12 protein-coding genes are annotated in these 15,680 nt (G+C 60.5%); 3 read left to right on the top strand and 9 right to left on the bottom strand.

Annotated elements, in window-relative coordinates; genetic code table 11:
• Positions 1-13: 13 nt before the first annotated feature.
• Positions 14-1,150: an ROK family transcriptional regulator gene (locus JNB85_RS09115; RefSeq protein WP_220334003.1), complete on the bottom strand. Its 1,137-nt coding sequence runs from the start codon at positions 1,148-1,150 to the stop codon at positions 14-16.
• A gap of 256 nt (positions 1,151-1,406) precedes the next feature.
• Here JNB85_RS09115 and JNB85_RS09120 point away from each other — a divergent pair, with 256 nt between their 5' ends.
• Together JNB85_RS09120 and JNB85_RS09125 are read left to right on the top strand one after the other, a co-directional pair.
• Positions 1,407-1,733 carry an avidin/streptavidin family protein gene (locus tag JNB85_RS09120; protein WP_220334004.1) on the top strand — a complete coding sequence of 109 codons (327 nt, stop codon included), beginning with the start codon at positions 1,407-1,409 and terminating at the stop codon, positions 1,731-1,733.
• Entirely contained in the window at positions 1,682-2,164 is a 483-nt protein-coding gene (locus tag JNB85_RS09125) for a YybH family protein (protein ID WP_220334005.1), read from the top strand. Before JNB85_RS09120 ends, JNB85_RS09125 begins: the two co-directional genes overlap by 52 nt.
• A gap of 214 nt (positions 2,165-2,378) precedes the next feature.
• Here the strand turns inward: JNB85_RS09125 and JNB85_RS09130 are convergent, their stop codons facing one another.
• From JNB85_RS09130 to JNB85_RS09165, 8 genes are all read right to left on the bottom strand, one after another.
• Positions 2,379-4,481, bottom strand: a complete 2,103-nt coding sequence (locus JNB85_RS09130) for a beta-galactosidase (protein WP_220334006.1) — start codon at positions 4,479-4,481, stop codon at positions 2,379-2,381.
• A 108-nt stretch (positions 4,482-4,589) separates the two neighbouring features.
• Entirely contained in the window at positions 4,590-5,465 is an 876-nt protein-coding gene (locus JNB85_RS09135) for a 2-hydroxy-3-oxopropionate reductase (RefSeq protein WP_220334007.1), read from the bottom strand.
• 7 nt (positions 5,466-5,472) lie between these two features.
• A complete protein-coding gene (otnI, locus tag JNB85_RS09140) occupies positions 5,473-6,252 on the bottom strand; it encodes a 2-oxo-tetronate isomerase (RefSeq protein ID WP_220334008.1) in 780 nt (259 codons plus the stop codon).
• 10 nt (positions 6,253-6,262) lie between these two features.
• Positions 6,263-7,972, bottom strand: coding sequence for an ABC transporter ATP-binding protein (locus tag JNB85_RS09145; protein ID WP_220334009.1), 1,710 nt, complete (start codon positions 7,970-7,972; stop codon positions 6,263-6,265).
• A 10-nt stretch (positions 7,973-7,982) separates the two neighbouring features.
• A complete protein-coding gene (locus tag JNB85_RS09150) occupies positions 7,983-9,170 on the bottom strand; it encodes an ABC transporter permease (protein ID WP_220334010.1) in 1,188 nt (395 codons plus the stop codon).
• Positions 9,171-9,180: 10 nt separating this feature from the next.
• Positions 9,181-10,167, bottom strand: a complete 987-nt coding sequence (locus tag JNB85_RS09155) for an ABC transporter permease (protein WP_220334011.1) — start codon at positions 10,165-10,167, stop codon at positions 9,181-9,183.
• A gap of 105 nt (positions 10,168-10,272) precedes the next feature.
• Positions 10,273-12,381: a family 10 glycosylhydrolase gene (locus tag JNB85_RS09160; RefSeq protein ID WP_220334357.1), complete on the bottom strand. Its 2,109-nt coding sequence runs from the start codon at positions 12,379-12,381 to the stop codon at positions 10,273-10,275.
• An 86-nt stretch (positions 12,382-12,467) separates the two neighbouring features.
• Positions 12,468-14,393: an ABC transporter substrate-binding protein gene (locus JNB85_RS09165; protein WP_220334012.1), complete on the bottom strand. Its 1,926-nt coding sequence runs from the start codon at positions 14,391-14,393 to the stop codon at positions 12,468-12,470.
• A 184-nt stretch (positions 14,394-14,577) separates the two neighbouring features.
• Here JNB85_RS09165 and JNB85_RS09170 point away from each other — a divergent pair, with 184 nt between their 5' ends.
• A complete protein-coding gene (locus JNB85_RS09170) occupies positions 14,578-15,585 on the top strand; it encodes a LacI family DNA-binding transcriptional regulator (RefSeq protein ID WP_220334013.1) in 1,008 nt (335 codons plus the stop codon).
• Positions 15,586-15,680 lie beyond the last annotated feature (95 nt).

Consider the following 15,680-nt stretch of genomic DNA (forward strand, 5'->3'; position numbering starts at 1 on the left):
CTGACGTCGGCGTTTAGGCAGATACTGGCGGCAGCAGGGTGTTGAGGAAGGGCAGCAATGCCGCCCCCAGCGCCACGCCGCCGCCGCTGAAGCTTGCCGGCTTCAGCGGCGAAATCCACGGCGTCAGGAAGGGACGCTTGGATGTGTCGCGCCGTTCGACGGAGAGCTGGTGGATCAGCGCCTCAATGACGCTGCGCGGCAGGTCGCCACCGATCATGATGACACCAGGCGCGATAAAGCCGGCCATGGCGATAATCGGATCGAGCAAGTGGCTTGCGGCATCCCGGATCCACTGCGTCAATTGAGGGGAAGAGGACTCATCGCCAGTGATGAGGCGCCCGAACGCGTCAGCGCCGACCAGTGCGCGCAGCGCGCCGAAACCGACCACCGTGTTAAGCCGGACATTGTCGGGGCCTGTCAGCATCTCACCGATGCTGCCTGCGCGTCCGTGGACGCCTGAATAAGGAATGCCGCGAACGAGGAAACCAGCTTGTACATCTTCATCGATGATGATCATCGCCAGTCCGCCTTCGGGGGCAGGCGCACCGATGGTGCGCTCGGCAAGCAGGCTTGCGGTGCACTCGTTTTCCACGTGACTGACGGGAAGCGTGGATGCTGCGTCAAGCTCATCGGTCTCCTGCGCGGTCCAGTCGTTTGAGCCGATCCCCAGGCCGATGATCGGCATACCCGCGTGCTGCCTTGTCATCGTCTGGACCACTGAGAGGACCGACGGCACTCTCGCTGCCGGGGTGAGGGGAAAGTACTGGCGATCATGGACCTGGCCGCTGAGATCGATGAGCACGGCTTCGCCCCTGCTTTGGCGGACCCTGACGCCGATCGAAAATGCGCCATCGGGGCGTAATGCGAATTCGGTAGCGGTTGCACCGCTGCCGGCTCCGTTGCGCCGGTGCGATGTCACCAGGCCCCCGTCACTGAGGCGGCGCAGGATATTGGTAATGCCCGGCCCCGTAAGCCCGGAATGCTGGCCGAGCTCCATACGGGTCAACGGACCGTGCCGACGGATCGCCTCCAGGATGACGCGGATATTCCTGTCGGCGATTTCTCCCGATCTCAGACCGATTGTTTTACCCCGCGTAACGGCCGTTTCCTCTGTCTGACGTCGCCGCGGCCCGGATCGAAGATACCGCATGACCGTGTTCCCTAAGCACATGAATGCCTGTGTATCACAGGTAATGAGAAAACAGACCATAAGCCTTTGATTCCCGTCGACATCAAAGAAAGCCTTTCCCAACATAAATGACGGGTTCGAGCTCCACACGCGACGGTAGCGCAGATCCAGGCAATCCTCACATCCTGCCGTGAGAACTGCGCAGAACTGGCTCGACGAACCAAACACCTTCATCACGCGTTCCTGCTACGTCGCAGCATCGCGTTTGGAGACGTTCATGGATTGGCGGGGCACGTGGGTCAACGAGTACGGATCGGTCGTTCGGATCGAAGATGATGCGAGCGGAAGGATATCGGGAACATTCGAGACGGCCTTGGAGGAGAGCGGCTTTTATGGCGAGATAGTTCCGATCGTCGGCGTAGCGAGCGGAAACTGCATTTCGTTTGCGAGCGTCTGCAAGGGAAAAGCCGGCGACATGGCCGTGGCCTATACCGGACTTCTGCGGGAAGGGCGCCTTGAAACGGCCTGGCACTACGTCGCCGACGACGGGCCATGGTGGAAGGCAGTCATCACGAATACCGACACGTTCAAACGTCGCGACTGAACCGGGGAGAAACGGTCATGCCGGCATTAAACGAAAGCTTCGAGGAGTTCCTGAGCCGTCGCGAAAGCGTTTCGCTCGACTACATCAATGGCAGCAGCGAAACCTTGATTGACATTTCGACGTCGCACGATCCCGCCACGTTCTTTCCGCCTTCTGGGGCGCGCATCGTGGGCGCTCAGGCTGTCAATGAAGCGAATAGAAAAGGTGCCGTATCCTTCAAGGAGGGAAGCACCGGCGAGTTCGAAGTCCTTCAATCGGCAGAAAGTGGCGACATCGGCTTATGGACGGGACTTCAGCACGCCAAGGTGATGCTGGAGGGGAAGAGCGAGGCCGTTCCGATGTCCCTTCGTGTGACCGAGATATTCCGGCGGGAGGATGGCGAGTGGAAGCTCGTCCATCGGCATGCCGACATGGCGAAACCCGCCTCCTAAGGGTTGGATGGCAAGGCGTGGTCGGAAGGATAGGCTGAAGCCCTTCAGCCAAACCCAAAATGTCATCAAACGAACTCAGGAAATCCGGCCCCAACTGCCACGGCGGATGTCGACAGTGTTTGCCAGGTCAAGAGATGGTGCCTTTGCCTCGTCTGGGGTCTGATCGGGATCGCCGTCAGGACGATTTCGGGCACTATTGAATTGGCCGATCTGACTAGTCGAGCGGCAGGATCAATGCGTCCCGAGCCGGCACCTCGACGCTGTCTGTATCATAGCTGTATTCCACCGGCCAGGCAGGATTTCCCCCTGACAGCTTCCCATCGGCAAGAGTGACGGTCGTCGTCTGCGCCTTGCGCGTCGGATTGACCAGCCATAGGAAGCTGCCCTTTTCGCCTTTGTGGAGACGGGCGTAGACCGCATCGTTGGAAAGCGCCACATGGCGCGTCCTGCCGCTCCATTTCACCAGTTCGGCGAAGAACGCGGCATTGGCCCTGCCATTGGTACGGAAGAAGGCAACGGAGGGGTTGGTGCCGATCAGCAGGGTGCGACCCTTGCCGAAGCGGTTTTCGACGACGGCAAGACGGCCGCCATCGAAAGCACCGCGCCCGGTGCCGCCGGTCAGGCGGTAGGATTGCAGAAGACCGCCGCCATCAACGGCTAAATCGTCGAACTTGAAATGGATGCGGTCGCCTATGTCAGGCATGAATTCCACTTCTTCCTCACGGGCGCCGAACACCTCGTCAAGCCCCATATTCGGCTGTACCTGGCCGACATGGCCGCGGTCGCCGAAATAGCCGGGGCATGCTTCGGCGATCAGCGTGCCGCCCTTTTCCACCCAAGCCTTCAGACGTGCCGCCTGCTCGGCGGTGAACATGATCGGGTAGGGGAAATAGAGGAAATCGTAGGTGTCGATATCGTCGATATGCACCCAATCCGGCTGCAAGCCCTGTCCGAGGAAGGCGCGATAGGCCCCCCACATGGCTTCCGGATAGGGCTTTTCCTTGCGGTCGTAGTTCAGCAGGTAGTCCCATTCCTGCGTTTCGGGGACAACGAGAATGCCGACTTCACCTCGCACCGGCTTTGCGTCCCAGAGCGTTTTCTGTGCCGGGTCGTTTGCCCATTTCGCCATGGCGCTCTGCATGTCGGAGCGCGGCGTACGGCTGCCGTCCATGCCATAGGCACCGAAGGCGCCGAAGAGCGGGCCGTCGAGCAGCGGACGCCAGCGCAGGTTCAAGACGCCGCGAGCGCCGCCGGCAAAGGAGGTCATGCTCCAGATGCGGATATCTTCGGGCTCGGCCACTCGACCGTCTTCCTTGTCGCGGCCGATCACCTGCGGCTGAAGCCAGAGCGGGCCGCCCTGGCGTTCGGCATGCCAGAACGGTTTGCCGCGGGCAGCAGCGCGGTTGATATCGACGCCGTACCAAGTCTTCCACGGCTCCGTGCCCTTGCGGGCCTGAATCCAGGTGAAGCCATAAATTTCCACCTTGGAGGCGGCGAGCCAGTCGTCGCAGCCGTTGGCCGCCATGTTGGGGATCGCGCCTGATATGCCGTGGGCGGCAATGACATTCTTTTGGTCGACGGCACGGATCGTATCGATGCGCCACTGCATCTGGTCATAGAAGTTGTCGCGCTTGAACTGCAGCCAGTCGATGCATTCTGGATAAGGCGCCATGTGGACCGGCGGCTCGATATCCTCCCATTCGGCGTAGCTGTAGCGATGCCAGGCCTTGGCGAGCACTTTCAGGCTGCCGTATTTCTTCTCCAGCCATTTGCGGAAGGCGGCCTTGGCATAGCTGCTGTAATCGACATCGGCGGAATAGTTGACTTCGTTCCAGACGTCATAGCCATAGATCGCCGGATGGTCCTTGTAACGCGTGGCGAGTGCCGTCAGGAACTTGCCGGCAGCTTCCTTCACCTCAGGGCAATTCAGCGTCAGTGCACCGGCGCCGCCGCCATTGTTGGAAAAGCCGCCTGTTGCGGCCGAAACGCCCATATAGGAGCCGAGCTTGGTACCGTCGGCATTGACCTGCAGCGCATCAGCATATTTGCGCACCGCCCAATCCGGTACGGCGTGAATGAGCTCGGCAATGACCGTCTTGATGCCGTTCTTGGCGGCGAGATCGAGCTGGCGGTCATACTCCTCCCAGTCGTAGACGCCGGGAGCGACTTCGATCGCGCTCCACATGAACCAGTGGCGGAAGATGTTCAGGCCATCTTCGCCGGCCGTCGTGTAGTCGCGTTCCCAATCGTCGCGCGGCGGATTGGACTTGCGGAAATAGACGGCGCCGAAAGGGAATTGGATATCGTTTCTGAGCATTGTTCTGTCCTTCTCTGTCGATGTTCGGACATGGCTTCGCCGTCCGGAGAAAAGGCTCCGGCAGGAGGCAATCGAAGATGTGGTCCGGGTGTTCTAGGTGGTCCTGATCTAGCGCGGCCCTCCGGCGAGGAGCTCAAGCGTGCGGATAAGGGCGGAATGGTCGCGTTCGCCGTCGCCATTGGCAACAGCGGCATTCATGAGCTGCTGGGTGGCCGCCGTGTTCGGCAACGACAGATCGAGCGCGCGGGCGGCGTCAACCGCAAGCGTCAAGTCCTTGCGGTGCAGGCGGATGCGGAAGCCGGGGTCGAAGGTTTCCTTGACCATGCGCTCGCCGTGCACTTCGAGAATGCGCGAGGCGGCAAAGCCACCCATGAGAGCGGCGCGCACCTTTGCCGGATCGGCGCCGGCTCGTTTGGCAAAGAGCAGGGCTTCGGAGACGGCCTCGATGGTGAGACCGACGATGATCTGGTTGGCGACCTTGGCCGTCTGGCCGTCACCGAGGCCGCCGACCAGCGTGATGTTCTTGCCCATCTTTTCGAAGAGCGGCCGGGCGCGTTCGAAAGCTGCGTCTTTGCCACCGACCATGATTGTCAGCGAGGCAGCCTTGGCGCCAACCTCGCCGCCGGAGACGGGGGCGTCGAGATAATCGCAGCCAAGCGCTTCGATGCGCTTGGCAAAACCCTTGGTGGCGACGGGAGAAATCGAGCTCATATCGATGACGAGCTTGCCCGAGAACAGGCCGGAGGCAACGCCGTCGTCGCCGAAGAGCACGGCCTCAACGTCAGGCGTATCCGGCAGCATCAGGATGATGATGTCGGAGGCTTCCGCGACAGCCCTGGCGCTGTGAGCGGCCCTGCCACCCTTGGTGACGAGATGCTGCGAGGCTTCCTTTACCCGGCTTAGATGCAGGGTGTGACCGGCATCGATCAGGTGTTCGGCCATCGGGCGGCCCATGACGCCCAGTCCGATAAATCCGATATTCATGTCACGCTCACTTCCGATAGGGTTTCATCCAGCCAAGCCCATCGCTGGTGCCGGCCTTGGGTTTGTATTCGCAGCCGACCCAGCCGTCGTAGCCGAGACGGTCGAGTTCGGAGAGGATGAAGCCGTAATTGATCTCACCCGTGCCAGGCTCGTTGCGGCCGGGATTGTCGGCGATTTGCACATGGGCAATCCTGTCCTTCAACCTCATGAAGGTTGGGATGAGGTCGCCCTGCATGATCTGCATGTGGTAGAAATCATACTGGATGTAGAGATTGTCGGAGCCGACCTTGTCGAGGATGCGTTCGGCATGGTCGGTCGTCGACAGGAAGAAGCCTGGAATATCGCGCAGATTGATCGGCTCGATCAGCAGCTTCACGCCGGCATCGGCCGTGCGCTCGGCGGCATATTTCAGGTTCTCTACCAGCACCTTTTCCAGCGTTTCGAGATCGGCACCCTTTGGTACGAGCCCGGAGATGACGTTGACTTGCGGGCAGGCAAGCGCCTTGGCGTAATCGAGCGCCAGCGAGATGCCCCTCCGGAACTCTTCAATGCGATCCGGCAGGCAGGCGATGCCGCGTTCGCCGTTCGCCCAGTCACCCGAGGGCACATTGAAAAGCGCCTGTTTCAGGCCGTTTGCCTGGAGCGTATCGGCGACCTTTTCCTTCGACTCGGCATAGGGGCCGAGATATTCAAGGGCGCCGAAGCCGTCGTTTGCGGCGGCGGCAAAGCGGTCCAGGAAGGCAAGATCCTGATAAAGGAAGGAAAGATTGGCGGAAAATTTCGGCACTGGAACATCCTCAGGCATTGGCAGGGGCGACGAACCGATGCCGGTGCAGCATCCGCTTGTCGCGCGGATCGGGATTGGGAACGGCTGAAATGAGGCTCTTCGTATAGGCTTCCTGCGGTGCGGTGCAGATCTGCTCGGCCTCGCCGAGTTCGACGATCTTGCCGCGATGCATGACGGCGACGCGGTCGCAGAAATAGCGTACGACGGAAATATCATGGGAAATAAAGATGAAGCTGAGATTCAGCCGTTGGCGAATATCGAGCAGCAGGTCGAGGATCTGGCTGCGGATGGAAACGTCAAGTGCTGAAGTCGCTTCATCGGCGATGATGATGCGCGGATCGAGCGCTAGCGCACGGGCTATGCCGATGCGCTGGCGCTGGCCGCCGGAGAAGGCATGCGGGTAACGCTCCATACCAATCGGATCGAGGCCAACGAGGCGCATCAGTTCGGCCACGCGATCGTCCAGCGCCTTGCCCTTGGCGAGGCCGTTGACGATCAGCGGATCGGCGATCACTTCCTTGACGGTCATGCGTGGATTGAGCGAGGCGAAGGGATCTTGGAAGACGAGGCGGACTTCGCGATGGAAGTTGCGCAACTCCTTCTTGCCGAGCTTGATGATGTCGGTCTCGCTGCCATCCTTGTCGCGATAGAGGACGGTACCGGTGGTCGGCTCGACGGTGCGCAGGATCAGGCGGCCGAGCGTCGTCTTGCCGGAACCGCTTTCGCCGACAATCCCAAGGTTTTCGCCGGGATAGAGGTCGAAACTGGCATCATCGACGGCACGCAGCGTATTGGCGTTGCCATGCCAGCCGAAGGTCTTGCTGAGATTGCGCACCGACAGGATCGGCTGCGGCGCTTCCGAGGCCAATGCGATGGGCGGCAGTCTGCCTTCGACATGATGCGTGAGCTTCACCGTCGAGGCCAGCAGCTGGCGCGTATAGGGATGGGTGGGGGCATGGTAGATCGCATCGACCGGGCCGCGCTCGACAATATGGCCAAAGCGCATGACGGCAACGTCATCGGCGACTTCCGCGACCACGCCCATATCATGGGTGATGAGCAGCATCGCCATGCCGCGGTCGATCTGCAGGCGCTTGATAAGGTCGAGGATTTCCGCCTGTGTCGTCACGTCGAGGGCGGTGGTCGGCTCATCGGCGATCAGAATATCGGGATTGCCGGCAAGCGCCATGGCGATCATGGCGCGCTGGCGCATGCCGCCGGAGAATTCGAACGTATAGCGGTCGGCCATCTTGTCGGGATTGGGGATTTCCACCTGTCGCAGCAGTTCGACCATGCGGGCGCGCGCTGCCTTCTTGTCGACATTGCTATGCAGGCGGATCGCCTCGATGATCTGCGAGCCGATCGTGTGGACCGGAGAGAGGGAGCTCATCGGCTCCTGGAAGATCAGGCCGATGCGCCGTCCGCGGATTTCCCGCATGGCGCGGCTGCCGGGGGCGAGCGTCGCGATATCGGCAACTTCGCTGCCGTTGCGCAAAAGGATGCGGCCCCCGACGATGATGCCGGGCCTATCGATGATCTGCAGCAGCGAGCGGGCCGTGACACTCTTGCCCGAGCCGCTTTCGCCGACGAGGCAGAGCGTCTGGCCGCGCTTGAGCTGGAAGCTTACATCCTCGACGGCATGCAGGATATGCGTGCGCAGGCGGAAATCGATCGAGAGGCTTTCAACCGAGAGCACGACGTCATCGGGAAGATCGGTCATGGCAACCTCCTCAATTGTCATAGGGATCGGCTGCATCGCGCAGGCCGTCACCGAAGAAGTTGAAGGACAGGACGGCAATGACCACAGCCAAAGACGGCCAGATCAGCAGCCAGGGCGCGGTCGCGACCGTGCGAATATTTTGGGCGTCCTGCAGCAGCACGCCCCAGCTGACGACGGGTGGCTTAAGGCCAATGCCGAGGAAGGAGAGCGAGGTCTCGGCGACGATCATCGTCGGTACGGCGAGGGTGACGACGGCGAGGATGTGGCTCGTCAACGAGGGCAAGATATGGCGGAAGATCAGCCGCGCCTCGCTCGAGCCGTCGAGTTTCGCGGCAGTGACGAAATCCTCGCTGCGGAGCGCCAGGAAGCGGCCGCGGACCTCGCGGGCAAGACTGGTCCAGCCGAGCAGCGAGACGATGATGGTGATGACGAAGTAGACATTGACCGGCGACCAGGTGAGCGGAATTGCTGCTGCGAGCCCGAGCCAGAGCGGGATGGTCGGCATGGCACTGACAACCTCGATGACGCGCTGGATCAGCGTATCCACCCAGCCGCCATAGAAGCCGGAGATGGAGCCGAGCACAACGCCGAGCACAAGCGACATGGCGACCCCGACGAGGCCGATCGACATTGAGATGCGGGTTCCATAAATCAGCCGGGTCAGAACGTCTCGACCGAGGCGGTCGGCGCCGAGCAGATACATCGGATCATTGGGGTTGATCGGGCCGATAAAATGTGTGGTCATCGGGATCAGGCCCCAGAGCTGATAGGCGGGGCCCTTGACGAAGAAGCCGATCGGCACGACCTTGGCGTCATCGACGACGAAAGTACGCCGCAGCGCTACCTTGTCGATTTCCACCTTGTACCCCTTCACATGGAAATTGAATTCCGAGCTGCCATCGGGCTTCTCCACGAAGAAGCTGAAACCCTGCGGCGGCGCATAGGTATATTGCGGCTTGGAGGTCGCGGGCAGCGATGGCGCGAGGAACTCGGCGAACAGGCCGACGAGGTAGAGGAAAAGAATGATCACGCCGGCAACCATTGCCACCTTCTGGCGGATCAGCTTGCCGGCAATCAGTCGCCAGGGACCGATGGCTGCAGTCGATATGGTCTTGCCCTGTTTCAGCGGGCTGATCGAAGGGCCGTCGGCAACTACGTTCAGGAGGCAAGTATGGGTTTCGAATGTTTCGTGTGTCATCGGCGCCTCCTCAATTGAACCGGATGCGCGGGTCGAGCAGCGCGAGCAGCAGATCCGACAGAAGCATGCCGACGAGGGTGAGCGCGGAGAGGAGCAGGATGAAGCTGCCGGCGAGATACATGTCCTGCGAGACGAGCGCACGGAAAAGCAGCGGGCCGGCGGTTGGCAGGTTCAGGACGATGGCGGTAATCGTGACACCCGATACGAGATGCGGCAGCACCCAGCCGATCGCCGAAACGAAAGGGTTGAGCGCAATGCGCACTGGATATTTCATGATCACCTTGTATTCCGGCAGGCCTTTGGCGCGGGCGGTGATGACATAGGGCTTGTGCAGCTCGTCCGTCAGATTGGCGCGCAGGATACGGATGAGGGCGGCCGTGCCCGAAGCGCCGATGATGATGATCGGGATCCAGAGATGGGCTAGGAAATCGCCGGCCTTAGCAAGGCTCCACGGCGCTTCGGCAAATTCGGGGGAGTTGAGACCGCCGACGCTCTGGCCGAGATAACGATAGGCGATGTACATCAGCGTCAGCGCCAGGATGAAGTTTGGCACCGCCAGGCCGATGAAGCCGAAGAAGGTGAAGACGTGGTCGCCGACCGAATGGCGGCGCACGGCCGAATAGATGCCGATCGGCAGGGCGACGATCCAGACGAAGAGGAGGCTCAGAAACGAGATGACCAGTGTCGAGCCCATACGCGCCCAGATGAGGTCGGAGACGGGCTGGTTCCATTCAAAGGACCGGCCGAAATCGCCGCGGCTGACAATGCCCCACATCCATTTGAGGTATTGGATGTAGAAGGGATCGTCGAAGCCGTAGATCTCCTTCAACCGCTCGATCTGCGCGGGATCGACGGCCTGGCCGCTGTCGCTCATCGTTGCGATCATCGAGGTCAGGTAGTCACCCGGCGGCAGCTGGATGATCAGGAACGAGATCAACGACATGCCGAACAGGGTCGGGATCATGTAGAGCACGCGCTTGAAGATGTAGCCAAGCATGGGAATGTTTCTCCTCCCGTTGACAGCGCCCGATAAGGCGCTTCCTCGGATCTCCACCGCCTTCGCCCCCTCCAGGCCGAAAGCGCTCCTCTTTATCTCCTCACCTCATTTCCAGGTGAGGTGCAGCACTTCCAGCCGCTCGATATCAGGCACCTCGACCTGCGCGCGGCCATCCTTGACGCTGAAGGTTGCGGCGCGGTCGGTAACGACGAGCCACGCCTTGGCCAACGACTTGCCCTGAGGAATTTCCACTGAAACCGTCTGCGTTGCCAGAGGGTAATTTTCGCGTATCGGCCCCTTCATCATCATCGGGTTGGTGAGGTTGAAGAGGCTGAGCGCAATACCCTCAGCGTTTTCACGAAGCGCGATGTCTACAACGCCGGGGCCTTCGACTGTCACGCGCGGCGTCTTGCCGAGCGCCCAGCGAACGGCGTTGCTAATTAGCTTGCCATGATCGACGGCGAAGACTTCCCAAAAGATTTCGCCGATATTCCAGGGGATATAGACTGTACGGCCGCCCTTGCCGGTTTCGCGGGCGATGACGGCGGCACCTTCCGGCGCCTTGCGCGGATAGACTTCTTCCATCGGCAGATCCGGGAAATCGGGCACGTAGAGGAAGGGTGTCGTCGCATTGCCGATGGGATCGGCATGGATGAGGCGGGTGCCGCCCATGATACGCTCAGCGCCGTCATAGCCCTGATTGATCGGATGATCGCCCGAGAGCGCCACATAGGTGTTCTTGACGATGCCGCGCGGGCCGGAGACGAATTTGGCGCCGAGCACACCTGAGAGGCCGAACTCGGCGCGCTTCTTGCCGAATTCGTCACGCAGCGACGTTTCGTAGGACGCGATGACGCTGCCGCCGCGCTCCACATAGGCGTGGATCGCCGCGTTCTGCGCATCCGAAAGGCAGGAGGCGTTGGCGAGGATGACAAGCTTGAATCGGTCGAGGTTTTCCTTGGTCAGAACCTGATCGGAAACAAGCTCGAAGGGCAAGCGGGCTTCGATAAGCGCATGGTAGAAACCGAGATCGTGCTTCTCGGCGCTGTGTCGCTCTTCCGGCGCCCAGTGGCGGAGCGTGGTCGATGGGTCGATGACAGCGATTTCGGCGGTCGGTTGCATGCTTTCGAGGACGGGCTCGACGGCAGCCTGCAGCGCAAAGGCGTCGGCGACCGGCTCCACCCAGCGCTTGTCGGGCACGACGCCGTTGAACTTGGTGAACCAAGCATAGAGGCCGTGGGCCGTGCCGTCATTGATCCAAAGCTGCATTTCTTCGCCCGAGGTGACGGCGTCCTTCCAGCGATATTCCTCTTCCGGGCCGATCGAGGTGATGAGCACGACCGGACGATCGGGGAAGGTGGCACGAATTCGCTTGCCGTTGCGGCCGGCCGACCAGCCGAGCTCAAGACCCTTGCGGCCTTGATGATCGACGACGAGGAACGGGCAATGTTTGGCGATCACGGAGAGATCGAATTCCATCAGAGAAGTGCCGCCCATGTTCGGGATGAAGCTTGCATGCGGTCGGATCGCTTTGACCGAATCGTCCCACTGGGCGATCATGTCGGTCAGCACGCGGCGGCGCCACTGTACCCAGGCCTGCCATGCCGGGTCGTCGGCATCCGGCTTCTTCGGCAGGGCGTGGCCGAACATGTCCTTGAAGCGGCGCGCGCTGTCTTCGCTGTAATCGACGCCGTGCCCCTGCCAGCGATTGGCGAAGACCGCGTCAATATCGTATTTGCGGACGATCTCTTTCACCACTTCCGGCATGAAGACGGTGTTGTAATCGCCATAGGCGTTCGTGACCCAGACATCCGGATAGGCCCAGTGGCGGCGCGGCGTGCCGTCGGCATTGATCATCACCCATTCCGGATGGGCCTTGGCGGCATCGTCGTGAATGGCGTGCGGATCGACGCGGGCCATGACATGCATGTCGAGCTTGCGGGCGGCATCGACGAGCGCGCCGAAAATGTCCTTATCGCCCAGGTATTTGCTTACATAGTGATAAGGAACTTCGCTCGGATAATATGCGATGTAGCCGCCGGCGCTCAGGCAGACGGCGTTGGATTTGGTGCGCTTGAAGACATCGACCCAGAAGGCCGGATCGTATTTCTCAGGATCGTCCTCCACGAAAGTGAGCTGGGTCCAGCGCGTTGCGGTCTTGAACCAATCCGGTGTGCGCAACGTGTCGGTATTCTGTCTTCTGGCGTCGAGCATTGTCTTCATCCAATCATCGGCAAAAGAGGGGGCGCGGCGCCGGCCGGTGGGGCGGCGCCTGCAATGCGTCAAGCTTTTTCAGGCCATCAGACCTTGTAGAACTGCTCCGGCATGGTGGGAGCGGGTGTCGGCCAGCCGAAGGAGTTCGGCATGGTCCTGGTGATGTTCTTCATGTTGTTCTTGACGATGCCATAGCCATCCGGCGGCAGGGAAATGCCGAAGACATAGAAGTTCTCGGCAGCACCCTGCAGGATCTGCTTCATGATCTCCTGCTGCCCAGCTGGATCGGAGGTCGATTTCAGCTTGTCGTAAAGCTCAAGCTGCTTCTTCGTCTCCTCCGGCGGCTCTTCCGCATTGGCGTTGTTGCGGTCGAGATACCAGAGCTGCCAGGCCGGGGCATACATCGCGTTGGAATCCGTCGGCACATAGTAGCGTGGGTCGAGCATGGCGGCGACGCCGCCATTGGCGCCGAACTGATGGGCCGTCGCGTCGAAATCGCGGCCCTGGCGGACGCGGGTTTCCCAAAGCGAACGGTCCATGGTGCGCATCTGCGCGTCGATACCAACAGCTTGGAACATCGGGATGACGAGCTGGAAGAGATCGAGGAAGATGGCGCGCGCCTGGTCGATCTCGAAGATCACCGTCAGGCGGCGGCCCTTTTCATCGAGACGGAAGTTCTGGTCGTCCCGCTTCGGGATCAGTGTGTCGAGCATAGCATTCGCCTTGTCGACATCGTAGCTCGTGAACTGCGTGGCAAGCTGCTCGTTGTAGAGCGGATCGCCCTGTTTGATGGATGGTTGGGCGGGAACACCCTGTCCGACGAGAACCGAATCAATCAGCGACTGGCGATCGAGCGCCATGGAGAGGGCGGCGCGGAAATCCTTGTTGCGGAAGAGCTTTCTCTTGGTCTCGTCATTGTGGTTCAGGTTGAAGATGAAGTTCATAACGTTGGCTTCAGTCGAAGTCAGCGTGTAGAAATCATACTTGCCCTGATCGCGCGCATCGTAGAGCACCGATTTGTTGTTCGGTGTGGCAATATATTGGTCCATCAGGTCGACTTCGCCCTGCATGGCCTTGAGCAGCAGTACTTGCGGATCGGCGACCATCTGGTAGACGATGCGGTCCATATAGGGGAGTTGGTTACCTTCCGTATCAACCTTCCAGTAGAAGGGGTTGCGTTCGGCAACGGCGCGTTCGGTATTCTCGCCGGGTGCCGTCGTAAACATCCAGGCATGGAGGCAGGGCTTCTTAGAGGAGTTCAGGAAGAAGGCGTTATCGTCCTGGAAGCCGGAGGCGGACTGGAAGGCGGCGATCCAGCTTTCGAAGCCGCGCTCCTTTGCAAGCTCGTTGGCCTTCGGGTTATAATCGATGTGGAACTGCTCGAGGTAATGTTTGGGGCAGCGGGTCGTGTGGTCGTTATTGGCCCAAGCGACCTGCAACGGGAACATACCGTTAGGTTTCGCGAAGATGACTTTAAACGTCTGTTCATCTATGATTTCGAGCTTCGCCGGCTTGCCAGCCGTTTTCCAGTGGCCTTGGCCATTCACGGCGACGCGTTTGTCGGTCAGGATCGTATCGTACCAGAATTTCACGTCTGCCGTGGTATAGGGCTGGCCATCCGACCACTTCATGCCCTTGCGCAGGCGGATGGTGTATTCAGTGGAATCCGCATTGCCATCGAAGGCTTCGGCGACATTCAGCGTCACGCCGGACCAGTCGGGCGTATAGCGCAGCAACGGTTCATAGGCCTGATAGCGGAACAGCATGGACAGCGAACCGCCGCCGACAAGCGCCATATTCCAGTCGCCGCCATATTTGCCGACGCTTTCAACCGGCTTGATGACGAGCGGATTTTCCGGCAGCCGGTCCTTCAGGGCCGGCAGTGTGCCGCTTGAAACCTTCTCCTTCAGAATGTCCGCTTCCTTGAAGTCGGCGGCGAAAGCCGGCAGGGCCGGCAGGATAAGAACGGCCGAAGTCCCGGCCAGAAACGCACGACGTTTCAGCTTGATCATAGGGTTCTCCTCCAAAAATCCTCTACCCTTTATCGTTGTTTTGCTCTCGGGCTTGGATAACGGAAAGAATACATTTGGATATTGTTAGGTAAAGCGTTATGTTTTGTTAGTGCGAGAATTTGCAATTTTGACAGAGAACGTGTAGCGAAGCGCTCCGAGCGCCGGGGGAATATCGAGGTGGAGAGTGGGAAGCAGGGGGCGGGTTACCTTACAGACGATTGCGCGAGAGGTCGGTCTCTCGAAATACGCGGTGTCGCGCTCGTTGGCCGGCAAGAGCGGCGTCAGTGACGAAACTCGCACGCTAATCCGCGCGACGGCAGAGCGGCTGGGTTACACACGTCCTGCGGGCCAATCCCAGACAAACGATATCGCTGTCGTTTTCCACGATCTCGATGCCGTCAACAGCGAACTCTACATGCAGATCCAGAATGGCGTGCAGCGTGAGGCACACAGGCTAGGTATGGCACTCCGCATCCGTTGGACGCATAGCGCCGATCAGCTTGAGGAATTGGCACGTTCCTGCGCCGGGCTGTTGCTTGTCGGCCCGCATGATCGGGAGGCAATCGCCGCGGCAACGGCAGTCGGGGTGCCGATTGTGCGTTTCGGCTGGGTTGATCCCCTGGAGCAGGCTGACCAGATCACGGGCACGGACCATGAGGCGGGACAGGCGGTACTTCAATATCTGATCGAACTCGGCCATCGGTCGATCTGCTATGTCAACGGCACGCCCGGTTTCCGAGGCCGCCGAGAGCGCTTTTACGGTGCGCGCGAGATCGCCGAACGCTGCGAGGATGTCTCGCTGCATGTGCTACGGTTCGATGAGCAGGCCGGTTTCGGTGAAGCCTTCCGCGACCTCAAGGCAAAGGGTATTCATCCGACAGCCTTCTTCTGTGCCCATGACGGTCTGGCGCTGACAGTGGTTTCCGAACTGCTGGGGCAGGGCTATCGCATTCCCGATGACGTCTCGGTGGTCGGCTTCGGCGACTTTTCGCCCGCCACCCAGATTTCCCCGCCGTTAACGACGGTAAAGATGGAAGGACTTGAAGGCGGCGCCGTCGGCCTCCGGCTGCTCCTCGAACGCATCGAGAATCCGCGGCTGCCCGGGATGCCGGCCCGGCGTGTCATGATTGCCTCACGCATCGTCGAGCGTCGTTCGGCGGGTCCTTGCCGCGCTGAACCCCTCTCGAACTAGGCTGGCGAAGTGCTAGGAACACCGCGCCTGACCTTGTAGACATACAGCGACCGGTCGATCTCCAATACCCGACATGCACTCCGGATCGAGACTTC

Source organism: Rhizobium mesosinicum, assembly GCF_019511345.1.
GTDB classification, from domain to species: Bacteria; Pseudomonadota; Alphaproteobacteria; order Rhizobiales; family Rhizobiaceae; genus Rhizobium; species Rhizobium mesosinicum.